Consider the following 24,027-nt stretch of genomic DNA (forward strand, 5'->3'; position numbering starts at 1 on the left):
CCAACCGTCCGGCGACTGTACACACTCGAGCCGTGGCACGATTCGGGCCACTCGAACGTCCTCGAGGCGTCTCCGTCGGACCGCCGTCCGCCGATCGGCGGTTCGCCGATGGCTTCCGGCAGCCCCTGCGAGGACCCCCATCGACACAGGCGGCGATGGCGCGACGCTTTTGACGGCACCGTCCGTACCCGCAGTCATGTCACTGACTGCAGGCGTCGTCGCGGTCCAGGGCGACGTGTCGGAACACGCGGCCGCCATCGAACGGGCGGCGACGGACCACGGCCGCGAGGTCACCGTCCGCGAGATCCGTGAATCGGGACTCGTCCCCGAGTGCGACCTGCTCGCGATGCCCGGCGGGGAGTCGACGACCATCTCCCGGCTGATCCACAGCGACGGGATCGCATCCGAGATCCGGGATCACGTCGCGGCCGGAAAACCGCTTCTCGCGACCTGTGCCGGGCTAATAGTCGCCTCGAGCGACGCCGGAGACGACCGGGTCGACGAACTCGGCGTGATCGACGTACGCGTCGAGCGCAACGCGTTCGGCCGCCAAAAGGATAGTTTCGAAGCGCCGCTCGCGATCGCGGGGCTCGACGACCCGTACCCGGCGGTTTTCATCCGCGCGCCCGCGATCGACGCAGTCGGCGAGGCCGACGTGCTGGCGACGTGGGACGGTCGGCCGGTCGCGGTCCGGGACGGACCGGTCGTCGGCACCTCGTTCCACCCGGAGCTGACCCCGGACAGTCGGATTCACGGCCTCGCCTTTTTCGAAAACGAGGCGGCGGCAGTGCCGGCGCTCGAGGACGTCCAGTAACGCCACTCGGTGCGATCGAGACCCCGTGGCTCGGGCAGTGCATGCATTCGCGACCGGACCTGTTTTCTCCCTCCCCCGCGACGGTCTGGATATGCAGGCATCTATCGACGCGGTCCGCGTCGCGGGGACTCCGCAGGGACCGGTCCCGGTCGTCGTCCTCTCCGTCGACGGAGAAGACGACGTCGTGCCGATTTTCATCGGGTTCAACGAGGCGACGAGCATCGCCCGCGGACTCGAGGCCGAAGACATCGGACGGCCACTGACACACGACCTCTTGCTCGACGTCATGGAAGAACTCGGGAGCCGAATCGATCACGTCGTCGTCAACGAGATCAAAGAGCGAAGCGACGGCCAGGGAGGGACCTACATCGCCGACATCCACCTGGCGACGCCCCGCGGCGAGACCGTCATCGATGCTCGTCCGAGCGATTCGCTCGCGCTGGCCGCCCGAACGAACGCCTCGATCGAGATCACCGATGACGTCTTCGAGGACGGCCGAGACGAACGCGAGAAGTTCGACGAACTCGAGGACATCAGAAACGTATCGGGTGAGCGGTGATGGACGAGGTACTCGCGGACCTGTTCGCCGTTATCGAAGCCCGGAAGGAAACGTTGCCCGAAGACTCCTACACCGCCTCGCTGTTCACACACGAAAAAGGCGAAAACGCGGTCCTGGAGAAACTCGGGGAGGAGACCACGGAACTCGTACTGGCCGCGAAAGACGACGACTACGAGGAGATCGCCCACGAGAGCGCGGACATCGTCTACCATCTTCTCGTCCTGCTCGCGATGAAGGACATGGACGTCGCGGACCTCGAGGCGGAACTCGAGGCCCGCCGCTGAGCGATCGTCTCGGTGATATTTCAGAACGAACTGGCGAACCGTGTGCGGGTCCACGGGGAAGAGAGCGATCCGAACGCCGCGACCGGTCTCCGCAGTGAATAAAAGTACGGGTCAACGGCGCTCGCGGAATCAGTGCCGTTGACGGTCTATCGTCCGTGGAAGCGAGTTGAGGGGCGGGTACCGCTAACAGGCCGATTCCTGTCCGCAGTAGGAGTCCTGCTCGTCGTAGTCGATAGATGCCTCTGCGACCGTCTCGCCGTCCAGGGTGAGCGTCACGGTGGCCGTACAGTCCGGCTCGAGTTCGGTCCTGAACTCGGTCGAACTGTTCGCGCCGACGGTCAGTCCGCCGGTGGAACCGCCGTTCGAGCCATCACCGCCCGTGTCGCCGCTACCGTCGCCCGTGTCGGCGTCTGCGATGAGTTGGTTGATCTTTTCGACCTTGTCGGCGGCGTTGTTCAGCGCGTTCGCCGCTTTCTCGATGCCGATCCGGTCGGCTTCCGCGCGTGCCTCTTCGGGCGTGCTAACCGGGTTGGCGATGTCCGCACCGATCTTTTCCTGTGCCTGTGCGTTGATCTCCGCGACGACCTGCGTGAAGATCTCTTCTTGCAGATTGCTGGCCGTGTTCGGTCCGATCGAGTCGATCGTGCCGACCGGCTCGACGTTCTTGAGTTTCTCGTTGATCCCCGAGATTATCGAGTTGATCTCGTCGATCGCCGCCTGATTACCGCCACTGCCGGATCCGCCGTCGCCACTGCTGTCGGAGTTGCTTCCCTCGTCGCTAGTGGAAGCAGCGCTGGCTTTACTGCTTCCGCCACTTGCGTTCGCATCGCTGATGATCTGGTTGATCTTTTCGACCTTGTCGGCGGCGTTGTTCAGCGCGTTCGCCGCTTTCTCGATGCCGATCCGGTCGGCTTCCGCGCGTGCCTCTTCGGGCGTGCTAACCGGGTTGGCGATGTCCATACCGATCTTTTTCTGCGCCTGTGCGTTGATCTCGGCGACGACCTGCGTGAAGATCTCTTCCTGCACACTGCTAGCCGTGTTCGGGCCGATCGAGTCGATCGTGCCGACCGGCTCGACGTTCTTGAGTTTCTCGTTGATCCCCGAGATTATCGAGTTGACCTTCTGGATGGCCTCTTCGTTTCCTCCACCGGAGCCGCCGTCGTTTCCGGAGTCGTCGTCGTTTCCGGAGTCGCCGTCACTTCCGGAGTCGCCGTCGTTGCCCGATCCGCCCGAGTTGTACAGCGGCGTTCCTTCGTTTGCGAGCGTGACCGCCTGGCCGGCGCTGTTTTCGACGCGGAACGTTGCGTACTCGCGGGCGGCGTCGACACATTCGGCGACGAGCGAAATCGCGCTCGGATCGATGTCGGCTGGTTGGGTATCGTCTGATTGGGCCGTGGGAGCCACCGATTCGGATCCGTTATTTCCGACCGTTGCAGAAACGCCGAGGGCGCCACTTCCGAGCAACGCGCCGCTTGTCGCGATCATCTTCAAACTATTCCGTCGTGAGAGTGGGGTTCCGTCTACCATGTTTTTCTGCCCCAACTGGAACGTCGGCCGCCACCCAGTCAGGGTAAGAAGCGATCAGGACTTTTATTATCATTATTATTCGAGCATTAAACAGTTGTAGAGTTGTACGTTTTGTGAGACGCAGGCATTAATTAGATATTTCAACCGACTATAGTCCTAATTATTGTAAAAACCGCGCAGGAATTGAAAACGCGAATAGAGAACTCGCGCGAGCGCCCCCCAGAGAGCGGTCCGGGCGAAGGGGCTGACGAGCCGAATGCCATCGAATCCGCCACGTGTCGTCCCGATGTGCTGAAATACCCCGCAAATTCACAGCGAGAACTCGTCCGGGCGACCGGCGACGGTGCGTTTTTTCGCCGAATGAAACGAGACCCCACGAGGCGAGTGTCTCCGCCGTTCGATGCCCACTCGCGTCGATTCGCGACTGGCCCCCGCACCGTATTCAGCACGAACGGCCACGGGTCACGGGCCACGGGGACGGAATCCGGTAGCACCGACACACCCACCGACGGAGATGAAGAGACGGGGGACGCCCTGTTCGGCCGGTTCGAGGGATGTGAACGGAAGAAATGAAGGAAGCTGATCGAATGCGATCGGCGCCAGGGAGGCCGTAGTCGGGCGACGGATGCCTTCGGACGAAAGAAAGCGATCCGGAGCCGAGAGGGAACCGAGTCGGAACTGTTCTGACCACCAAAACAGCGTCGATGAATCCGCATCGACGGTCACGGCATCACGACGTCTTCGGCGCCGACAACCGCTCCGTATCCAGTAAACGGGAGGTACGGCGGACCATCGTTTCCGCCGGCGAACTCGGCGTTCGCAAGCCGTGCTTGCCCGAGGGCCCCGCCACGGTTTTCCGTGTTGCAACGATTGAACAGAATGGAATAACGCGAGTGACAGCCGACGCGTTCGTACTCACCGTCGACAACCGTGACGACCGCAGCCGATCACACCCGCCGGGGGCGAGTTTCACGACTCGACGGCGATCAGTGATGCTCACGGAGGATCGATCGGAGTCGGCGGACGACCCCAGGTGGCGTCCGTGAGGAGCCCACCGACACGCGATCCGCGGTCGAGACGACCGAGTGCCGGCAGACCGGGCGGACACGGGAAACACCACTCTGACGGCGATCACGTACGATCCGGGTCGAATATCGGTTCCTCGTGGGAGACTCGAGCAGCGTACCTCCCGATGACGCCGCCGATCGCACCGAACACCATCGGATAGAACGTCCCGGCGAATCCGATCGCCAGAAGGAAGTCGGGTTGCATCGGTCCCTTGCCGAGATCGATGGCGAATACGGTCGTGCCGAGAAGGACGAGGGGCAGGTAGCCGATCATGATGGTCGTTCCCGTGAGAGCGGCGTCCACAGTCGATACCAGATCGTGTCGCGCGTACATCGTGACCGACGCGCCAGCGACGAGCAAGATCAGTACCGGGATCACGTACAACAACAGAGTGCTGCCACCCTCGGCGGAGACGAAGTTGTGGTTTGGCTCGAGCGCCTGGAGGATGCTGTACTGTGGCACATCGATAGGGACGTTGTGAGCATTGTAGAACAGCATACCGATCATTTCGACGGAGAGAGAGTCGTCGGCCGCATACTCCAGCGCCTGGAACTGATCGCTCGACTGTACGTCACCGATCGCGGCGACGTAGGTGAGAATATAGCCGGCAATCCACGCGAGAGTACCAGTCAACGCACCGACAATCATCATGGCCTTCGATTCGGTATCAACCAACATGCGATGCAATAGCAATCCACAGTACAAAATAATTCCGAATTTTCAATGGATAATAATTACCTTCTATCCGAGGCCATTTATTGAAGTCCGGTTCGGCGCCACGGGTTCGAGACGGATTCCACGGGTGACTGGGTCGTCGTCCGGTCCGATCAAAGCGGAGAACGCCAGTTCGGGATGGAGTGGCCGCTGGGTCATCCACGTCGGTCGCGTTCGGTCGTCGATCACGGCGAGGCGTATCGTCCGTTTCGCGTCGTCAGCCGTCCGCACTCGAGCGGCCGGTGTAAGCGAAGGCGGCCATACTCGTCAGATTCACCGGTCTTCGACGGGCGTCCACGTCCGGTCTCTCGCCCCGACGTACCGCGAGAGGGGGCGAACCAATCGATTGTCCGCTCGCTGCTCGAGCGCGTGGGCCATCCAGCCGGCGACTCGCGAGACCCCGAACGTCGCCGTGAACAGTTCTTTCGGAACCCCGACGCCCGCGAGAAGCACAGCGGTATAGAATTCGACGTTCGTGTCGAGGCGACGGTCAGGGGTGTGATCCGCCAGGGCCTCGACGGCGACGTCCTCGAACGTCTGAACGGTCTCGAAGAAGTCGGTGTCTGCCGTCACTCTGTACAGACGGTCCGCTGCCGACGAGAGAACCGCCGCTCTGGGGTCACGAGTGCGATAGACGCGATGGCCGAACCCCATCAGTCGGTCGCCGGCGGCCAATCGCTCGGAGACGTATTCGGCGGGGTCGCCGGACTCGTGAACCGCTCGTAGCATCTCCAGGACGGGACGGGTGCCCCGCCGTGGAGCGGTCCCTTGAGTGAACCCACCGCGGCGGTCGCCGCGGAGACGAGGTCCGACTCGGTGGACACGACGGTCCTGGCGGTGAACGTCGAAGCGTTGATCCCGTGATCGATAACCGTATTGAGGTAGGTCTCGAGCCCGCGAACCTCGGACTCGGTCGGCCCGTCGCCCGTCAGCATAACCAGGTAGTTCGCGGCGTGGCTCAGGTCTTCGCGCGGTTCGACCGGGTCCGTTCCGCGTCGATAGCGCCAGTACGTCGCGGCGATCGTCGGGAAAACCGCGACGACCCGTTCGGCGGCCGCTCGCGGGTCCGTCTCGTCGATCTCGAGCGTCGCCGTTGCGATTCCCATCCTGAGAGCGTCCATCGGATGGGAACCCTCGGTAGCGGCGCACTGGAGGAGGTCCCGAACCTCCGGACGGATCCCGCGTCAGCCCGCGAGATCCGACCGAAAGTCGGCGAGTTCCGACGCCGTCGGCAGCCGATCGTGAAAGAGGAGAAACACGCATTCCTCGTAGCTCGCTCGCGTGGCCAGTTCCGCGACCGGGTAGCCGCCGATGATCAGGTCGCCGTTCTCGCCGTCGATGTCGCTGAGCGACGTCTGTGTGACCGTGACGGACTCCAGTCGCGGATCGAAGACGGATGAAGGCACGACGATCGGGTGATCGAACGCGGCCATTGTAACGATTCCGCAGGAACCGGGTACATCGTCGACCGCGGCGACGGGCACAGGGCCGAAAACGGGGGGCCGGAGACGGGCCACTGGACGCGAGGCCGGGACACCTCGGTTACCGCCGGCGTTCTCGAATTATGCTCGTTCCACCGGCCCGCAGCGAGGGAACAAGCTCGGAGGGCGAACCGAATCGCGGCGGACCGGGCGAGTCGAAGCGACTCGACGTCGCTTCCGGTATCAGGTTCGGACCGCAGCGCCGACCGCGCCGGCGACCGCGCTCTCGAGGGCCATGAGAAACGAAATCGCGACGGCGAGCGCGAAGATTCCGAGGCCGGCGGCGCCGGTGATCGCGCCGCCGAGCGGGCCAAGTGCAATCCCCGCCAGGCCGACGGCGACGCCGACGAGCAGCCCGCCGATGATCCCGCCGAGCGAGCCGGCGAGGAGCCCGTGCCAGAAACCGCTTCCCAGGCCGCCGCCGGCCATGTAGCCGGCGACGAACCCGCCGATCAGTCCGGCGGCGAGCTGGCCGATGCCGGGAACGACGAGCCCGATAATTCCGAAGACGGTCGCGACGAGGAACCCGACGAAGACGGCGCGCCAGTCGGTCATACTAGATCGGACGACGGCAAGGGGGATAAGCTCGCGGCGGACAACGAACGCCCTTTTATGAGCGCGCGTTCTACCTCTGACCATGATTTTCGAAGACCTTCCGACCACGCCCACGTCGGAAGAGCTGATCGACAAGGCGTTTTCGCGGGCGGCGCGGGCCGGCAAGGCAAAGGGCGGCCTGGAGGCCCAGCAGTCGATGCTCCAGACGGCGGCGAACATCATCTCGGACAACTTAGAAAACGTCGTGACGGCGTGGCCGGACTTCGAGTACGACGCACACCCGTTCTACTACGAGCTGGCGGACGCGATCGTCGACGTCGACAGGCTTCGTCAGAGCCTCTCCGAAGTGATGTGGGCCAGCCGGAAGACGCGGGAGATCCACGAGGAGTACCAGCCTCGGCTGCGCAAGACCGACGTCGACACGGCGCGCAAACACCGGAAACAGGCCTTCGCTCGGCTCGCGGACATTGTCGAGCAGATCGACGACGAACTGCTGTACATCAACGAGTCGCGCAACGACCTGCGCGACCTGCCCGACATCGACCCGGACGCGCCGACGATCGTCGTTGCGGGCTACCCCAACGTCGGCAAGTCCTCGCTCGTCAACGACGTCACCAGCGCCCGCGGCGAAACCGCGTCGTACCCGTTCACGACGAAGGGAATCGGTCTCGGCCACTTCGAGCGCGACCACATCCGCTACCAGATCGTCGATACCCCCGGCCTGCTCGACCGGCCGCCGGCGGAGCGCAACGCGATCGAATCGCAGGCGGTCAGCGCGATCGAACACCTCGCAGACTGCATGCTCGTCATGGTCGATCCCACCGGCGAGTGCGGCTATCCGATCGGCTCGCAACTCGAGCTTCGGGACTCGATCGCGGCCCAGTTCGAGGACGTCCCCGTCTTCACGGTCGCGAACAAGGCGGATCGATTCGAGCCGGACGAACTGGACGAGGCAGTGGCGGCCGACTACAGGATGAGCGTCGAAACGGGCGAGAACGTCGAAACCGTTCTCGAGGCGGCCGTCGAGGCGATCGACTACGAACCAGAATTACCGTTCGAGGGCTGAGGGCACCACGATCGAACCGGGACCGGTCGACGGTCCGGACGGACGAATGATCGTTCAGCCGCCCCGTTTCCACTGCCCGGGGTAGCGCGTCGCGTTGCCGGATATATTAGTGTCGTGAGTGTGTGACACTAACTGATGATAGACAGGCCAAACCTGGCGGGGCAGACGGCATTTATCACCGGAACGACGCGGGGGATCGGAAAGCAACTGGCGCTCGCACTCGCCGAACAGGGGTGTAACATCGTCTCGACGGGGAAGACGGTCGACGATTCGGACTCCGACCTGGAGGGAACGATCCACAAAACGGCCGACGCGTGCGCCGAGAAGGGCGTCGACACGCACGCCGTCCAGTTAAACGTGCGAAACGAAGACGAGATCGACGCGGCCATCGAAGAGGCGATCGACGAACTGGGCGAGATCAACATCGTCATCAACAACGCATCGGCCATCCAGCTCGAGTCCGTCGAAGAGATGCCGGCCAACCGGTACGACCTCATGAACGAGGTCAACGTGCGCGGTACCTACCTCGTCTCCCGGGGCTTCATCGATCACCTCAAGGGCGTCGAAGAGGACGCCTGGATCCTGACGAACGCACCGCCGGCGAAAATCGATCGTGCGCCGGGGAGCGCCGCCTACTCCTGGTCGAAGATGGGCATGTCCTTCATTACCCTGTCGCTGGCCCAGGAACTGGCCGACTACGACATCGGCTGTAACTCCTTCTGGCCCGTCACCGCCATCGATACGCGCGCGACGCGGTACTTCGGAATGGGAACCGAAGACGACTGGCGCACGCCGGACATCGTCTCGGACACGGTCCTCGAGATACTCAACCGAGACCCGACCGAATTCACCGGAAACGTCGTCTACGACGAAGACATCCTCCGCGAGGCCGGGATCGAGGACTTCTCCCGATACAACCTCACCGACGGCGACCCGGCACCACTGTCGGCACAGATCTTCGACCCGGACTATTCGCGACCCGAAGACGACGAGACGTAAGGTCCGCGACGGGGTGCAGAAACGGGAGACAGCTGCCGAAACGTGTCTCGAGCGGCGGTATGGTCCACGGATCCGGAACGGCGGCAGAGACCTCGAACCACCGGCCGCTCGAGTCGAATTCGGTGTCGGGATCGATCCCCGGAGCAATCGAAAACGGTAATCTGCCGGCGTCGAAGATCAGCCGGTCCCGAGCGGCGTGAATCTCGAGGACGGCACGGTGTTCACCGGTCCCGAGCGGCCGCTCGATCGTCACCTCGAGGACCGATCCGATCCGCCAGCTGTCGCCATCGGACCCGAGTACCCGCACGGAGCGATCGGCCGACGTGACGTACTGTCCGTCGAGGAGGACCTCGAGTGCAGCCGGCTCGAGCGTCTCGCCGCTGACGTTCTTGACGTACACCGTGACCCGTTCGTCGGCGTCGTCGTACGTTGCGCCGGCCGAGGGGTCGTTGATCACGGCGATTTCGGCGTCGATCGCTGCGACCGCCCGATCGGTCCGGTCCGCCGTCGACTGGGCGTACAGCGACGATTCCGTGACGACCGTCCCGGCGAACGCGGTCGCGACGCTCACCGCAGCGATGAACAACACCACCTGGCCGAGGGCCGCTCGAACCATCCTCTCTGTTGGAAAGGCAGCGTCGCAAACCGGCATACGCCTACCGGCCGATCCCCATCGCCGCCGGCAGCGGCCCGTATCGCTTCCACGTATCCACAGCGGCCTCGATCGTCCACACGGTGTGTATCGTCCACAGCAGCGGAGATCATGCATCGCGGCGTCGAATTTCGCCGCTACGACGACGCGCTGCGGGACGCACTCGTACGACGACGATACGGCCGGGCGACGACGATACGGCCGAGCTATCGCTCGAGGACGACGACGTATCTGACCTCCACCGTGACGGGGTGGTCGGCGTGGCTGCCGATCCGCTCGTCGAGGACGGTGGCCAGTTCGGGCGGCGATCCGTTCGGCGGGCCGCCGATCGTCACGACCACCCGTTCCGGATTTCGAAACGGGTAGTCGGTTCCCATCACGACTTCGAGTTCGAGTAACTGGTAGTCCTGGTATTCGTCCTGTGCGAGGACCGCCTCCACTTCCTCGCGGGCGTCCTGCTCGAAGGTACTGGCTTCGTAGGAGGCGTAGGTGATCCCACCGAGAAACACGGCGAAGACGAGGACGACGATAACGAGTCCGACGATCCGCTGACGGAGCCGTCGCTCCGTTTCGCCGAGCTGGAACAGGTTCTCCGGCCGATACCCGGCGTACCACAACGTCAACAGCCCGGCGAGGTTCACCGAGAGGAGGTTGACGAGAACGAGAACCGTCGCGCCGATCGCGGCCGACGGCTGGCCCCACGCGAGCGAGATACCCGCGACGCCGGCGGGCGGGATCAGCGCTGCCGCGATCATGACGCCGACGAGCGCGACCGAGGTTCCGGTCGCGATGCTGACGACGCCCGCGACGCCCGCGCCGAGTGCGATCGCGAGCGAGAGCAGATCCGGCGCGAGACGCTCCGAAATTTCGCCGACGTTAGAGAGGACGAGCCCCGGCGGGACGATGTTCGTCATCCGGGCGAACAGCGCGAAGATCGCAGCGGCTCCGATGGCGAGGACCACGCCGACGATCTGGAACGAGATACTCTCCGTGAACAACTCCTCGTCGTCGAGTACCGTCCCGACGCTGGCCCCCAGCGCCGGCCCGATCAGCGGCGCGATCACCATCGAACCCACGACGACCGCGGGCGAATCCAACAGGAGGCCCGCAGTGGCGACGATGGCGCTGATGATCGTCATCACCGCGTAGACGGGAAACGACGGCGTCAGATCCTCGGCTTGGGCCTGTAACTCGTGGCGGGAGATGCGCTCGGACTCGACGTTTCCGTCCTCGTACTCGTCTCGTAGGGACTGGAATCGTCGCGAGACGACCGTCTCCGCATCGACGACGACCGTGTAGGCGTCCTCGTCGATCCCTGCGTCCTGTAACTCGTCCAAGACCGGTTCGACGGCCGCATCGGGGAGCGGAAAGTAGACGACCGCCGTATACTCTCGAGTGCTGTTTTCGTCGGTCACGACGTAGTCGATCTTCCGCTCGTCGAGCGTCTCGAGGACCGCGTCCCGCTTTCCCATCGGCACCGTCAACTGTACGAGCCGCACGTCGAGGGGTGAGGCGCCCAGGGGTCATAACTCCGGGGCATTCTCCGATACGATCGGCCAGTGGCGGCCGGAACCGGTCGAGTCGTTCCGTCGTTTTCTTGTATTAACTGCCGTAACTAGGGATATGATCCGTCGTCTCGCCGCGGTGTTCGGTACGATCGTGCTCCTGTTCGCCATCAGCCTCCTCGTCGGTTTCGGGCGGTACGTGCTCATCGACCCGATCGCAGCCGCTGTCATCGGTGGCCTCGTCCTCGCATCACTGCTGTCGATCGTCGGCAGCGTCGCGGATTCGATCACCGTCGCCCGACGGACCGTCCCCTGGAACGTCCTCGTCGGAACAGCGAACATCGTCCTTTCGGTCACCGTCGTTCTCCTGTGGATTCGAACCGCCGTCGTCACCAACAACGCGAGCTCGTGGCTCGTCGCCGCGGCGATGCTCACGAGCGGGGTTTCGGTCTCCTGGCAAGGGAGCCAGATCGCCCGGAACAGCCACCACGTCGACCTCAATTCGACCCCCTCGAGTCGCCGATTCGTCGCCATCGCCTTGCTCCTCGCGGGATCGATCGGATTCAGTCTGTTCGCGGTAGCGGGTGTGTAGCGGTTCCGCCGCGTGGAAGCGACATCGAGCGGAACGCGGGAGCTTGACTGCCCAGCGCGCGGTAACGACCGCCGAACGGCCGCGGTAGCGACCGGCGACGGAATCCTTCAGTGCGTATATACCACCGAGACGTCTACACGAACGCATGTTCGATACCCGCCCCGACCGGGAGGCCGAAGTCGTCCTCGTCGGCCGCTCGAACGTGGGCAAGTCGACGCTCATGCGCGAGCTGACCGGCCACAGTTTCGACACGGGTGGCAAACCCGGCGTCACCCGTTCGCCGAACCACTACGACTGGGCGCCCGAAGACTTCGTCATCACCGATCTCCCCGGGTTCGGCTTCATGAGCGGCGTCGACGAGGACCACCGCGAACAGATCAAGACCGACATCGTTCGGTACCTCGAGGCGTACGCCGAGAACGTCCTCGTGGCGATTCTCGTCGTCGACGGCAAGAGCGTCATCGACATCATCGACCGCCACTCCGGACCCGATGAGATCCCCTACGACGTCGAGATGTTTCACTTCCTTCGCGACCTCGGAGTTCCGACGGTCGTCGCGGTCAACAAGATGGACAAAGTCGACGACCGCGACGAGCGCCTGAACGAGCTCTGCGATCGGCTCGGCCTCTATCCGCCGTGGAAACAGTGGCAAGAGACCATCGCCCCCATCAGCGCGAAACGGGGGCAACTCGGTCCGCTGAACGAAGCCGTTCGCGCCCACCTCCACGAGCAGAACAGGGACGACCTGTTCAAGTTCTTCTAGCGAACGTTTCCGCTGCGGGGCTGCTTCGCCAGCTCTCGGGAAAAGAGCGACGAGCGGATCACACGACCCGGTTCATCACGTCCTCGCCGGTCTCGAGTCGCGAGACGTTCTCGCGGACGATATCGCCGACGTCGCGGAAGTAGTCCCGCGTGTAGGCCGCACAGTGTGGCGTGACGATCACCTCGTCCATCTCCCACAGCGGCGACTCCTCGGGAAGCGGTTCCTCCTCGAAGACGTCCAGGGCCGCCCCCGCGAGATCGCCGGCCTCGAGTGCGTCGATCAGCGCCGGTTCGTCGACGACCGAACCGCGGGCGACGTTGACGAAGTACGCGTCGGGTCGCATCGCCGCGAACGCCTCGGCGTCGAAGAGGTGGTGGGTTTCGTCGGTCAGCGGCACGGTGAGGATCACGAAATCGGCGTCGCCGATCGCCTCGAACAGATCGTCGGTCGCGAAGACGGCGTCGAATCCGGGGACCGGGTCGGCGGACCGGTGGACGCCGGTCACGCGAACGCCGAGCCCGCCGAGCGTTTCCGCGACGCCCTGACCGAGGGTCCCGGTGCCGACGACGCAAGCCGTCGATCCCGGGAGCGTGAACGCCTCGTCCCACTCCGGACGGTCCCATCGCCGCGCCTGCTGGTTCGCGACGTGATCGTGCAACCGCCGGGCGAACATGAGCAGGTAGCCCGCGACCATCTCGCCGACGGTCCGATCGTGGATGCCGGTACTGTTCGTGAGAACGACGTCGTGTTCGGAGAGCGTGTCGAACGAGAAGCGGTCGACGCCCGCCTGCGTCGAGTGAATCCAGTGCAGATCGAGAAAGGCCTCGCGGTCCTCGCGGGTGACGACCGCGTCGCACGCGGCGATTTCGTCGTCACCGATCACCGCGACCTCGAGCGGCAGGTCCGCGAGGTACTCGACGAGTTTCTCCGGCGGAAAGATGCTGCCGACGGTTTCGTGGACGCCGATTCGCTCGAGTTCTATTTGCATGACTGTCGCTACAGAGGGCCCCGGATTGAAGGTTTCTACCTCCGCACACACCGCTCGAGTCCCCGTCGAAGTGGCGGCTCGGGAAAAATCCTCGTCACAAGGGGCTCAGAGGGGGTAACTCTTCGTCACGGCCGCCGTGTGTCCCTACTCTTTCGAGGGGTTTCGGTCTGTCGTTCCGGCGCCGTCGGCCCTATAGTAGTCTTTGAAACGATTTACTCACCGATCGCACTGAAGCGGCCAGCGAATCTTCGCTGGCCGCGAATTCGCGATCGGGGTGTGCATTGACTTTCAAAGACTACTATAGTACTCGCGCCACTCCTCGAGCCCGCGCAGTTCCCCGGCCACCGCATCGATATCGGCCGGATCGAGCGCGCCGCGCTCGGTCACGACCTCGGTGACGCAGTCGGCGGGCGTCACGTCGAAGGTCGGATTGAGCACGTCGACTGGCGCGTCACCGTCGTAGACCGCGGCCCGGTCGCCGGACTCTATGTTCACGGCCTCGCGGGTCGAGATCTTGTCCGTGGCGGCCACGACCGAGACCGGGATCCCCTCGCGGTCGGCGGCGATCGAAAGCGCCCGCGTTCCGGTCTTGTTCACCACGGACCCGTCGGGCAGGACGGTATCCGCACCGACGACGACGCGGTCGATCGCCTCGTTCGCGAGGACGTGGGCGGCCGCGGCGTCGGTATGGACCGTCACCGCGCTGTCGGTCGTTTCGGCCAGCCGTTCCGCGACGTCGATGCCCTCGCGAGCGGGCCGCGATTCGGCGACGTACGCACGCGACGGCTCTCCCTCGCGTACCGCCTCGAGGACCGTTCCCGACCGCGAGAGCGTCGCGATGCTCCCCTCGAGGCGCTCGGCCGCGTTGGTCGCGGCGTCCTCGTCGGCCGCCAGCGCGCGGTCGATCCCCGAGAGGGAGGCCTCGAGGACCGCCGGCGCGCCCACGTCCGGTCCGTCCGCGGCCGCCATCGTCCGATTGACGCGATTTCGGAGGACCGCCATGGACGGGCGTGCCTCGAGCAATCGTCCGGCCAGTTCGGCGAGTTCTTCCCACTCGTCCGCCGGATCGGGGGCCGTCTCGCGGGCCTTCGCTTCGCCGCTCGGTGTCGACGCCGTCGTCTCACCCTGGGCTCGTTCCGCGACGAGCAATCCGGCCCGATCGCGCAGGACCTCGAGCGCGCGCACGGAGAGAGACGCCGCGCCGTGTTCGTCGTCGGCCGTGATCGACCGAACGGTGGGCGCGACGCGCTCGTAAGCGGTCCAGAGCTCCGGCACCGTCTCCCGGTCCCCGACCGACTCCAGCAGTTCCGTCGGCGGGACCCACTCGAAGGCGTCGTGTTCCTCGCTCAGATCGATCTCGCGAGTCTCGCAGTCGACGAGGTACGGATGGACGACCCACTCGCGCGCGAGCGCCGGGTCCTCGAACGCGACGGGGCGTCCGGACCGAACGAGCGAGACGGCGTCGGACTCGAGTCCCGTTTCCTCGCGGATTTCGGCGAAGACCTGTTCGTCCGGCCGTCCCTCCGCGAAGCCGGACACGCCACCCCACTGGCCCGCGTAGGTCCCGACCGAATCGCTGCGACACAGCAGCAACACGGCGGCGCGATTTCGAAGGAAGGCGGTGACGACGTGACTCGCATCCGATTCGTCGCTCCCGTTCCCGTCGCGACCCGCGTCCGGTGCGTCGCTCATGTGTGAGGACACGACCGCCCGAGGGGAATCGCTTTCGGGACCGGGTCCTATTGCACCGCTATGCAACGAATTGCGATCCTCTCTGACACGCACGTCCCCTCACGCGAACGCGCCGTCCCCGACTGGGTCGTCGCGGAACTCGAGCGGGCCGACCACGTCGTCCACGCGGGCGATTTCGACTCGAAGGGGACCTGCGACCGGATCGAATCGCTCGCGAATGGAGGTCTGACGGCCGTTCGCGGAAATACCGACCCGCCGACGATCGAGATGCCCTACATCGATACGCTCGCGGTCGATGGGGTGACGTTCGCCGTAACGCACGGGTCCGGTTCGCCGAACGGATGGGGACGGCGGGTCGCGGAGATCGCTCGATCCAGTGCACCCGACGAGGATCCGATCGCCGTCGCTGGCCACACACACACGAGGTCGTCGACAGGACCGTCGAGGGGGTTCGAGTGCTGAATCCCGGCAGCGCGACCGGCGCGGCACCGGCCGACCGCGCGACGATGTACGTCGCGACCGTCGAGGACGGGGCCCTCTCGGTCGAACTCCGAACCGACTGACCGTCGTCGCTCGGACCCTGTATCGATGGTGGACCGATGCCGCCGACCGTCGGGCGGAACGGCAACTCGTCGGCCCGTTCTCGACGACCGATACGACCGGGGACAGCACCGAGAGGTGCCATCCAGACGCCTCAGGCGGTCGGACTCGAGAGGTCACGCATCCGGTCGGTGTAGTCCCAACTGTACATTTCGTTGGGCTGAATTCGAATGCGGATCTCGTCGCGCGCGTCGCGTAACAGCCACTCGGCGAGGGAGGAATCGGTTCCCCCGAGATAGCGTTCGATGAGGGCCCGCAGCGTCTCCTTGTTCCTGTCCGGGGACATGGCGGCAGTGCCGTTCCCTCTGACGCCCCGATACGGCGGATGGTTCGTCGAAATTTCGAACGCGACCTCCGCGTCGCTTCGGAGGAAGCGGACGACGTCGGCGTTCGCCCACGTCGCACACTCGAACGAACCGTCCCGATACTGATACCACAGCGCAACCATCCACATGGACCCGTCTCCCCGCTGTGTCGAGAGGCGAATCGGAATCCGTGACTCGTCGAGAAAGGCCTCGAGTTGGCGTTCGGTCCAGGCACCGGTGATCTTGGCCATACGGTTCGTACGCGGGCCGCGGAGGAAAAGTCTCCACTGTGGATCCACTTCCGCCGCGAGGGACCGGCGAGTTCGTTCCCGTGTTCTGCACCGGCGAGTTCGTTCCTGTTTCTGCACACCGTGAGTTCGTTCCCGCATTCTATACGGCCGGTCGAGCGGGAACCGACCGATTCAGTGGCGACAACGTGGCGTACACGCCGCCGACGAGGCGTGAACTATACCTATCTCGGCCACCCCCGTGAGACCATGACGCAGGACGAGACCGTATCGCTCGGCGAGGAATCGACCGCGGTCCGCGAGGTACCACGCGTCGATGACGGGTGACGAACCGAGTGCCGACGGTGGCGGCGACGACGAGAGGCGAACCGGCGACGACGAAACGCGATCCGAGGGCGACGAAACGCGAATCGGCGTCGACGTCGGGGGAACGTTTACCGACGTGGCGCTTTCGGTCGACGATCGACTCGTCACCGCGAAGGTGCCGACGACCGACGACCAGCACGTCGGCGTCCTCGAGGGAATTCACAAGGCGTGCGACCGCGCAGGCGTCGCGCCGGGAGCGATCGACGGCTTCGCCCACGCGATGACAGTTTCGGTCAACGCCCTCCTCGAGCGCGACGGCGCGAGGACGGCGCTCGTCACGACCGAGGGGTTCCGGGACGTCCTCGAGATCGGCCGCCAGAACCGGCCCGCGCTGTACGATCTCGCGGCCGAGAAACCCGAACCGCTGATTCCCCGCGGCCGTCGATTCGAGGTCGACGAACGGACGACGACCGACGGCGTCGAGCGCCCCGTCGACGCCGACGAGATCCGCGACCTCGCAGCGACCCTTCGCGACCGTGACGTCGAAGCCGTCGCCGTCTGCCTGCTGTTCGCGTACGCCGACCCCGAAAACGAACGGGCCGTCGCCGAGACGCTGCGGGAGGAACTCGAGGTCCCGGTTTCGGCGTCCCACGAGGTGCTCGCGGAGTTTCGCGAGTTCGAACGGACGTCGACGACCGCCGTGGATGCCTACGTCCGACCCGCGATCGATCGCTACGTCGGCCGGCTGGCCGAGGCGGCCGACGACGCGGGACTCCCCGCACCGTGGATCATGCAGGCCAACGGCGGCATCGCCGACTCGGAGACGGCTCGCGAACGCGCCGTGACGACCACGCTGTCGGGGCCCGCCGCGGGCGTCGTGGGTGCGGCGGCGACCGTCGACGACGCCGACGTGTCCGGGCTCATCACGTTCGACATGGGCGGGACCTCGAGCGACGTGAGCCTCGTTCGCGACGGACACGTCGAGCGGACGACCGACGCCGAGGTGGACGGACTCCCGATCCGAACGCCGATGGTCGACGTCCACACCGTCGGCGCGGGAGGCGGCTCGATCGCCTGGGTCGATCCCGGCGGCGCGCTCCGGGTCGGCCCTCGGTCGGCGGGTGCGGAGCCCGGCCCGGCCTGCTACGGCCGAGGTGGAACGGAGCCGACCGTCACCGACGCCGCCGTCGTGCTCGGCTACATCGGTCCGGAGACGGCGCTGGGCGGCGAACTAACGCTCGAGGTCGACGCCGCCCGCGAGGCGCTCGAGCGGCTCGCCGACGAGGCCGGACTCGAGGGGGCGCTCGAGGCGGCCCGCGGCGTCTACCGCGTCGCGAACGCGACGATGACGCGAACGATCCGCGGGGTCACCGTCGAACGAGGCCACGATCCCCGCGAGTTCGCCCTGGTCGCGTTCGGCGGAGCGGGGCCGATGCACGCCACCGAACTGGCGGAGTCCCTCTCCGTGGACCGGGTCGTCGTCCCCCGGCCCAGCGGTGTCCTCTCCGCGTACGGACTGCTCGCTGCCGACGAGAGCTACGACGCCGCCCGGACCGTCGGCGTCGACCTGGCGGCCGCCGATCCGGACGGTCTCGAGGACAGTTACGACGAGCTCGTGTCGGCGGTCCTCGCCGACACATCTGACGCGGACGCGGCGCGCGTCGAACGAGCGGCGGACTGCCGATACGACGGACAGAGCTTCGAACTGACCGTCCCCGTCGGCGACGAGTTCGACGAGGAAACGGTCGCAACGCGGTTCCGCGAGGCCCACGAACGAGCCTACGGGTACGCCATGGACGAAGCGATCGAGGTCGTCACCCTCCGTGCGACGGCGACCGTGCCCGGGTCCGAACCGGCCGTCCGCCACGACGGACGGGGTGACGACATCGTCGGCACCCGAAACGCACACTTTCTCGGCGTCGGACCGCGCACGGCGACCGTCTTCGACCGGGATCGGCTCGCGCCGGGGGCGACGGTATCCGGACCGGCGATCCTCGAACAAGCCGAGAGTACGACCGTCGTTCCGCCCGCGTGGTCGGGCGACGTCCTCGCGGACGGCACGCTGGTGTTGTCCCGAGAACGCGAACCCAGGGAGGGGGCGCCATGACCGTGAACACTGACGAGACGACCGACACCGACGACAGGCGCATGGATCCCGTCACGCTCGAGGTGCTGCGCAACCAGCTCGAGGGGATCGCGGAAGAAATGGGCCAGACCCTGATCCGGGGAGCGTACTCGCCGAACATCAAGGAGCGCCGTGACTGTTCGACGGCGCTGTTCGACGCCGACGGCCGGATGATCGCCCAGGCCGAACACATCCCGGTCCACCTCGGTGCGATGCCGGCTGCGGTCGACGCCGTCCGCGAGTGCGATCCCGAGCCCGGCGACGTGTTCGTCCTCAACGACCCGTTCACCGGCGGGACTCACCTGCCCGACGTGACGATGGTCTCGCCGCTCGCGCCCGGGAACGGACGGGACGGCGAGGGCGACGACGGCGACAGCGATCGAGGCGACCGCGACATCGTCGGCTATGCGGTCTCACGGGCCCACCACGCCGACGTCGGCGGAATGACCCCCGGCAGCATGCCGGCCGGTTCGCGAGAGATTCACCAGGAAGGACTCCGACTCCCACCCACGCGGCTCGTCGCCGGCGGGCGACTCAGGGACGACGTCCGCTCGCTCCTCCTCGCGAACGTCCGCAATCCCCGCGAGCGTCGAGCCGATCTCCGCGCCCAGCAAGCGGCGAACGAACGCGCCGAGTCACGGCTCGCCGACCTCTTCGCCGAACACGGCCGCGAGATCGTCCGCAACGGGTTCGACGCCGTGATCGAGTACTCGCGCGAGCGCGTGGAACGCGAGATCGAAGCGCTGCCCGACGGCAGCTACGAGGCGACCGACGTTCTCGAGGGCGACGGCGTGACCGACGACGACGTCGAGATCGCCGCGACGGTGACGATCGACGGGACCCGGATCGACGTGGACTTCTCGGGGACCGCGGGGCAGGTCGCGGGGAACCTGAACGCCCCGCTCGCGGTCGCGAAGAGCGCCGTCTACTTCGTCGTGCGCTGTCTCACCGATCCCGAGATACCCCCGAACCACGGCTGTTACGAGCCGGTGACGGTCAGCGCGCCCGACGGGTCGCTGCTGGATCCCCGGCCGCCCGCCGCGGTCGTCGGCGGCAACGTCGAGACCAGCCAGCGAGTCACCGACGTGGTGTTCACCGCGCTCGCGACGGCCGCACCGGAGCGGGTTCCGGCACAGGGCCAGGGAACCATGAACAACCTGACTATCGGCGCGCGCGACGGCTCGTTCACCTACTACGAGACGATCGGCGGCGGCTTCGGCGCGCGCCCCGACCGCGACGGGATGGACGGCGTCCAGGTCGGGATGACCAACACGCTCAACACGCCGATCGAATCCCTCGAGACCGAGTACCCGCTCCGGGTCGAGCGGTACGCACTCCGCGAGGGCAGCGGCGGCCGCGGCCGGTTCCGCGGAGGACTGGGCCTCGAGCGCTCCGTGACCGTCGAGACGGACGCGACCGTGTCGCTGCTGACCGAGCGGCGACGCTACGCACCGAGGGGCGTCGCCGGCGGCGAGGACGGCGCGACCGGCGAAAACCTGATCGACGGCGAATCGGTGCCCGCGAAGACCACCGTCGACGTGCCGGCCGGGTCGACGATCACCGTCAGGACGCCCGGCGGCGGCGGGCACGGCGATCTTGACGAGCGAGAGGAGTAGACCGGGGACACGGGACCGAAGCTCCCGTCGAAACGGGAATCGATCGAGGAACCGATCCGTCCGGTCAGACGTCCCCCGAACCGACCTCCGGGACTCGAGGCTGGTTCGGACTCGAGACGCGCGTCCAGACGGCGCGGGTTCCGATCGCCGCCAGTGACGTGAGGATGAGGAACGAGCAGAAGTACCACGGCTTGTACTGGATCACCGCGAGTCCTCGCGCGGGAGCGGGCACGATGCCGATTGCGAGCACGTAGAACGCGGTCAGGGCGTAAAGCGAAAGCTCGCGATGACCGTGCCAGTAGAGAATGCCGACGAGAACGCCGGAGAGCAGGCCGAGCTGGCCGGAATGGAGTTCGGGAATCGTGCTGAAAATCGACGACAGGACGGTCTCGACGGTAGCCATGACTACCTCACTCTCGTTCGTGACCGGCATACGACTCCGCCTGCACTAATGCAGGCAATATGCCACCCGCTCGCACGCAGCTACCGCGGGCCGAGTGGGAATGGAGACTCCATCGTCGCAGGTCACCGGTAAAGCGCGGCGCGCATCGGCCCCAGCGTATTTTCAACGACGGCTAGATTCGATCTCGAACGTCGCAGATCCCGTTTGTCGCTCCTGACCAGTAGAAGGGGTGAAAGCAGGTCTCGAGAGGGCGGGTGGAGCAAACGGGACACTGGCTCGATTATCCGGTGACGGTGCGTTTTTGACGTCGCTTCCCCACCCTCGAGTATGGAACTCAACGGTGTGGCGGGGCTGCCCGAGATCCGCCCCGGCGACGACATCGCCGAACTCGTCGCGGATCGGGCCGCCCTCGAGCCAGGCGACGTGCTCACCGTCGCGAGCACCATCGTCTCGAAAGCCGAGGGTCGCACGGCCGACCTCGAGGAGTATCCCATCAGCGGTCGGGCGCAGGAAATCGCCGACCGCATCGCCGCGGTGGCCGGGGAGGAGAAAGATCCCCGGTTCGCGCAGGCCGTCCTCGAAGAGAGCACGGAACTGCTGATCGACGCGCCGTTCCTGCTGACCGAGACGCGATTCGGCCACATTTGCGTCAACGCGGGGATCGACCGCTCGAACGTGCCGGATCACGATCTGTTGCTCCTGCCGAAACGGCCGGGCGAGAGCGCCGAGCGGATCCGATCGGGGCTCGAGGAGCGCGGGATCGAGGACGTAGCGGTGATCGTCACGGACACCTGCGGGCGCCCGTTCAGGCACGGCCAGCGCGGCGTCGCACTCGGCTGGGCCGGGATGCCCGCGAGCCGAGACTGGCGGGGCGAACTCGACCGCGACGGCCACGAACTCGGCGTTACGGTTCAATCGGTCGTCGACGAACTCGCCGCCGCCGCGAACCTCGTCACCGGCGAGGGGGCCGGCGGCACGCCTGCGGTCGTCGTCCGCGACTGGGAATTCGGCGATCACGAGGGCAGCGACGAACTGTTCCGGTCGGTCGAGGAGGACCTCGTGCGTCAGGCGCTGCGGGAGTGGAGGGTCGACGGATGAGTCGCGAGCCTCGAGCCGAGCGAGAACCTCGAAATCCGACCTGGGCCATCGAACTCACCCCCGAACACCCGCCCGATCGAATGGGCAACCTGGCGGCACTCGCGGAAACCGAGGGGTTCGAGATCGCGTTCGCGAGCAGTCACTACTTCAATCGTGATCCGTTCGTCGTCTGCTCGCAAATGGCCGCGGCGACCGACGAGATTCGGCTGGGGCCGGGCGTCGTAAACCCCTACGAGACCCATCCGGTGAAACTCGCCGCCCAGATGGCGACGATCGACGAGAGCAGCGACGGCCGGGCCGTCTTCGGCGTCGGTGCCGGCGATCGGTCCTCGTTGTCGAACCTCGGGATCGAACGCGAGAAACCGCTCCGTCGCGTCCTCGAGACGTTCACGCTCGCTCGCGACCTCTGGGCCGGCGAGACGGTCACCCACGAGGGGACGTTCACGGCACGGGACGCGTCCCTGAACCTCGAGCCGCCGTCCGACGGGCCCCCGGTATACGTCGGCGCGCAGGGCCCGCACATGCTCCGGATGAGCGCCAAGCACGCGGACGGCGTGCTGGTCAACGCCGCCCATCCGCGGGATCTCGAGTGGGCGGCGGGCGAGATCGATCTGGGGCTGGACGAACGCCCGGCGGAACGCGGTCCGTTCGAGTCGCTCGCGTTCGCGAGCGTCAGCGTCGCCGGCGACGAAGCCGAAGCGCGGGAGGCGGCCCGTCCGCCGGTCGCGTTCATCGTCGGCGGCGCCGCAGAGCCGGTCCTCGAGCGCCACGACATCGACCGCGAGGCGGCGACGGCGGTGAGCGACGCGTTAGAGCGCGGAGCGCTGACCGAGGCGTTCGACCGCGTTACCCCGTCGATGATCGACGCCTTCTGTATCGCCGGGACGACCGAAACGGTCGCCGACCGATTCGCGGCGGCACTCGAACACGTCGACGGAATCGTCGTCGGTTCGCCGCTCGGGCCGGACCTCGAGGATGCGGTCGAGCGCGCGAGCGAGGCGCTCGATCGTGCGACGTCGCGGTGACCGGGAGCATCGGACTGGCCGATCGTGTGTATTCTGCGGCCAGCGGTGAACAGTGAGCGTGAGTCGTCGGCGACGTGCGGAGAGTAGCGATGGACGGAACGGGCCTCAGCTCGCGGTGAAGAGGCTGCCGACGGCACCGAGGGAGAGGATGCCGAAGACGCCCATCGTGAAGGTGACGAGCAGCGCACCGATCAGGATCAAAAGCGGCGCGAGCCCCGCACCCGTCGCCACGTCGCTGAAGAGGTCGGTCATTTCGACGAGATTGTCCACGATGATGTTCATCGGTGTGAACGTGTCCATATTCGGGGGTTGTGACCGGTCCTACTTGGCCGTGCCGGTCCCGCGTCGACGGAGCGATTAAGCCGCTCCCGTTCGTATCTCGGTCCGTGACCGACGACGCGACGCTCTCGGATTTCGTCTCGAACACCGACGAGGAGACCGACAACGCGTCCGACGGATCGGACGATCGCGACGAATCGGCCGCCGACTCGAGCGCGTTCGACGATTCGCAGAACGGCCACGGCGACGTCGAGTGTTCGACGTTCGCGTCCGGCGACTACCGGTGTGTTCGGTGCGACGAGACGACGGGCCGCGTCTGGCGCGAGGACGGTGAACTGGTCTGTCCGGAATGCAAAACGTGGTGAACCGTCCCCGGAGACGGTAATCGCGGGCTTTTCGAGGCGTCCCTGCGAGTGTACCCCCGAACATTTATATTTGCGTCGTGGGTTTGTTTACCTGCAATGGCGAAAGGTACGGTCGCATTCTTCAACGACACCGGCGGCTACGGATTCATCGAGACCGACGACGCGGACGAGGACGTGTTCTTCCACATGGAGGACATCGGCGGTCCTGATCTGGAGGAGGGTCAGGAACTGGAGTTCGAAATCGTCGAGGCCGAGAAGGGGCCACGCGCGACGAACGTCGAGCGTCTCTAGGCAATTCCGACAGGGGGCATCGTTTTCAGACCGCTAGTTCGAAAGCGACAGCGCTGCTGGCCGCCCCGGGAGCGCAGCGCGTCGTGACTCGATTCGGCCCGCGCGGT

General features: G+C 65.9%; 23 protein-coding genes and 2 pseudogenes. 14 read left to right on the forward strand and 11 right to left on the reverse strand.

Annotation, left to right across the window (positions count from 1 at the left end):
- Nucleotides 1-196 precede the first annotated feature (196 nt).
- From pdxT to hisE, 3 genes are all read left to right on the forward strand, one after another.
- Entirely contained in the window at nucleotides 197-814 is a 618-nt protein-coding gene (pdxT, locus tag NJT13_RS10155; RefSeq protein WP_254521459.1) for a pyridoxal 5'-phosphate synthase glutaminase subunit PdxT, read from the forward strand.
- 91 nt (nucleotides 815-905) lie between these two features.
- The gene (locus NJT13_RS10160) at nucleotides 906-1,373 is read left to right on the forward strand and encodes a bifunctional nuclease family protein (RefSeq protein WP_254521460.1); all 468 of its coding nucleotides are present in this window, start codon (nucleotides 906-908) and stop codon (nucleotides 1,371-1,373) included.
- A complete protein-coding gene (gene hisE / locus NJT13_RS10165) occupies nucleotides 1,373-1,657 on the forward strand; it encodes a phosphoribosyl-ATP diphosphatase (protein WP_254521461.1) in 285 nt (94 codons plus the stop codon). The genes NJT13_RS10160 and hisE overlap by 1 nt, the downstream gene beginning before the upstream one ends.
- Nucleotides 1,658-1,840: 183 nt before the next feature.
- On the opposite strand, the gene NJT13_RS10170 is transcribed toward hisE, so the two are convergent.
- The 4 genes and pseudogenes from NJT13_RS10170 to NJT13_RS10190 form a co-directional block, all read right to left on the reverse strand.
- A complete protein-coding gene (locus NJT13_RS10170) occupies nucleotides 1,841-3,142 on the reverse strand; it encodes a hypothetical protein (protein ID WP_254521462.1) in 1,302 nt (433 codons plus the stop codon).
- Between the two features lie 1,173 nt (nucleotides 3,143-4,315).
- A complete protein-coding gene (locus tag NJT13_RS10175; RefSeq protein WP_254521463.1) occupies nucleotides 4,316-4,930 on the reverse strand; it encodes a DUF7978 family protein in 615 nt (204 codons plus the stop codon).
- A gap of 309 nt (nucleotides 4,931-5,239) precedes the next feature.
- Nucleotides 5,240-6,399 (reverse strand): annotated as a pseudogene (locus NJT13_RS10185) (citrate/2-methylcitrate synthase).
- Nucleotides 6,400-6,630: 231 nt separating this feature from the next.
- Nucleotides 6,631-7,002: a DUF5518 domain-containing protein gene (locus NJT13_RS10190; RefSeq protein ID WP_254521465.1), complete on the reverse strand. Its 372-nt coding sequence runs from the start codon at nucleotides 7,000-7,002 to the stop codon at nucleotides 6,631-6,633.
- Nucleotides 7,003-7,084: 82 nt separating this feature from the next.
- Here NJT13_RS10190 and NJT13_RS10195 point away from each other — a divergent pair, with 82 nt between their 5' ends.
- Nucleotides 7,085-8,068: an NOG1 family protein gene (locus tag NJT13_RS10195; RefSeq protein ID WP_254521466.1), complete on the forward strand. Its 984-nt coding sequence runs from the start codon at nucleotides 7,085-7,087 to the stop codon at nucleotides 8,066-8,068.
- Nucleotides 8,069-8,203: 135 nt separating this feature from the next.
- A complete protein-coding gene (locus NJT13_RS10200; protein ID WP_254521467.1) occupies nucleotides 8,204-9,067 on the forward strand; it encodes an SDR family oxidoreductase in 864 nt (287 codons plus the stop codon).
- Here NJT13_RS10200 and arlG read toward each other — a convergent pair.
- Nucleotides 8,988-9,683 (reverse strand): archaellum stator protein ArlG, encoded by a 696-nt coding sequence (gene arlG / locus NJT13_RS10205; protein WP_254521468.1) that lies wholly within the window; start codon nucleotides 9,681-9,683, stop codon nucleotides 8,988-8,990. The two genes, NJT13_RS10200 and arlG, sit on opposite strands and share 80 nt — an antisense overlap.
- A gap of 242 nt (nucleotides 9,684-9,925) precedes the next feature.
- A complete protein-coding gene (locus NJT13_RS10210; RefSeq protein WP_254521469.1) occupies nucleotides 9,926-11,218 on the reverse strand; it encodes a TIGR00341 family protein in 1,293 nt (430 codons plus the stop codon).
- Nucleotides 11,219-11,342: 124 nt separating this feature from the next.
- Between NJT13_RS10210 and NJT13_RS10215 the strand changes: the two genes are divergently transcribed.
- Nucleotides 11,343-11,816 (forward strand): DUF7994 family protein, encoded by a 474-nt coding sequence (locus NJT13_RS10215; RefSeq protein WP_254521470.1) that lies wholly within the window; start codon nucleotides 11,343-11,345, stop codon nucleotides 11,814-11,816.
- Between the two features lie 145 nt (nucleotides 11,817-11,961).
- The gene (engB, locus tag NJT13_RS10220; protein WP_254521471.1) at nucleotides 11,962-12,579 is read left to right on the forward strand and encodes a GTP-binding protein EngB; all 618 of its coding nucleotides are present in this window, start codon (nucleotides 11,962-11,964) and stop codon (nucleotides 12,577-12,579) included.
- A 58-nt stretch (nucleotides 12,580-12,637) separates the two neighbouring features.
- Here engB and ddh read toward each other — a convergent pair whose 3' ends face one another.
- A complete protein-coding gene (gene ddh, locus NJT13_RS10225; RefSeq protein ID WP_254521472.1) occupies nucleotides 12,638-13,567 on the reverse strand; it encodes a D-2-hydroxyacid dehydrogenase in 930 nt (309 codons plus the stop codon).
- Nucleotides 13,568-13,855: 288 nt separating this feature from the next.
- Nucleotides 13,856-15,259 (reverse strand): eIF2B alpha/beta/delta subunit family protein, encoded by a 1,404-nt coding sequence (locus tag NJT13_RS10230; protein WP_254521473.1) that lies wholly within the window; start codon nucleotides 15,257-15,259, stop codon nucleotides 13,856-13,858.
- 60 nt (nucleotides 15,260-15,319) lie between these two features.
- Here NJT13_RS10230 and NJT13_RS10235 point away from each other — a divergent pair.
- Nucleotides 15,320-15,822: pseudogene (locus tag NJT13_RS10235) on the forward strand (metallophosphoesterase family protein).
- Between the two features lie 131 nt (nucleotides 15,823-15,953).
- On the opposite strand, the gene NJT13_RS10240 reads toward NJT13_RS10235, so the two are convergent.
- Complete coding sequence (locus tag NJT13_RS10240; protein ID WP_254521474.1) at nucleotides 15,954-16,415, reverse strand: pyridoxamine 5'-phosphate oxidase family protein; 462 nt, start codon at nucleotides 16,413-16,415, stop codon at nucleotides 15,954-15,956.
- 313 nt (nucleotides 16,416-16,728) lie between these two features.
- Here NJT13_RS10240 and NJT13_RS10245 point away from each other — a divergent pair, with 313 nt between their 5' ends.
- Complete coding sequence (locus NJT13_RS10245; RefSeq protein WP_254521475.1) at nucleotides 16,729-18,825, forward strand: hydantoinase/oxoprolinase family protein; 2,097 nt, start codon at nucleotides 16,729-16,731, stop codon at nucleotides 18,823-18,825.
- Nucleotides 18,822-20,459 carry a hydantoinase B/oxoprolinase family protein gene (locus NJT13_RS10250; protein WP_254521476.1) on the forward strand — a complete coding sequence of 546 codons (1,638 nt, stop codon included), beginning with the start codon at nucleotides 18,822-18,824 and terminating at the stop codon, nucleotides 20,457-20,459. Before NJT13_RS10245 ends, NJT13_RS10250 begins: the two co-directional genes overlap by 4 nt.
- A gap of 64 nt (nucleotides 20,460-20,523) precedes the next feature.
- Here NJT13_RS10250 and NJT13_RS10255 read toward each other — a convergent pair whose 3' ends face one another.
- A complete protein-coding gene (locus NJT13_RS10255; RefSeq protein WP_254521477.1) occupies nucleotides 20,524-20,862 on the reverse strand; it encodes a hypothetical protein in 339 nt (112 codons plus the stop codon).
- A 327-nt stretch (nucleotides 20,863-21,189) separates the two neighbouring features.
- On the opposite strand from NJT13_RS10255, the gene NJT13_RS10260 reads away from it, so the two are divergent.
- Nucleotides 21,190-21,960 carry a coenzyme F420-0:L-glutamate ligase gene (locus NJT13_RS10260; protein WP_254521478.1) on the forward strand — a complete coding sequence of 257 codons (771 nt, stop codon included), beginning with the start codon at nucleotides 21,190-21,192 and terminating at the stop codon, nucleotides 21,958-21,960.
- A complete protein-coding gene (locus tag NJT13_RS10265) occupies nucleotides 21,957-22,985 on the forward strand; it encodes a 5,10-methylenetetrahydromethanopterin reductase (RefSeq protein ID WP_254521479.1) in 1,029 nt (342 codons plus the stop codon). Before NJT13_RS10260 ends, NJT13_RS10265 begins: the two co-directional genes overlap by 4 nt.
- 105 nt (nucleotides 22,986-23,090) lie before the next feature.
- Here the strand turns inward: NJT13_RS10265 and NJT13_RS10270 are convergent, their stop codons facing one another.
- Nucleotides 23,091-23,285 carry a DUF8024 family protein gene (locus NJT13_RS10270; RefSeq protein WP_254521480.1) on the reverse strand — a complete coding sequence of 65 codons (195 nt, stop codon included), beginning with the start codon at nucleotides 23,283-23,285 and terminating at the stop codon, nucleotides 23,091-23,093.
- 86 nt (nucleotides 23,286-23,371) lie between these two features.
- Between NJT13_RS10270 and NJT13_RS10275 the strand changes: the two genes are divergently transcribed.
- Together NJT13_RS10275 and NJT13_RS10280 are read left to right on the forward strand one after the other, a co-directional pair.
- Nucleotides 23,372-23,629: a DUF7573 domain-containing protein gene (locus tag NJT13_RS10275; RefSeq protein ID WP_254521481.1), complete on the forward strand. Its 258-nt coding sequence runs from the start codon at nucleotides 23,372-23,374 to the stop codon at nucleotides 23,627-23,629.
- A 96-nt stretch (nucleotides 23,630-23,725) separates the two neighbouring features.
- Nucleotides 23,726-23,920, forward strand: coding sequence for a cold-shock protein (locus NJT13_RS10280; protein ID WP_049991716.1), 195 nt, complete (start codon nucleotides 23,726-23,728; stop codon nucleotides 23,918-23,920).
- Nucleotides 23,921-24,027: the final 107 nt, after the last annotated feature.

Origin of the sequence: Natrinema caseinilyticum (assembly GCF_024227435.1) — an archaeon.
GTDB classification, from domain to species: Archaea; Halobacteriota; Halobacteria; order Halobacteriales; family Natrialbaceae; genus Natrinema; species Natrinema caseinilyticum.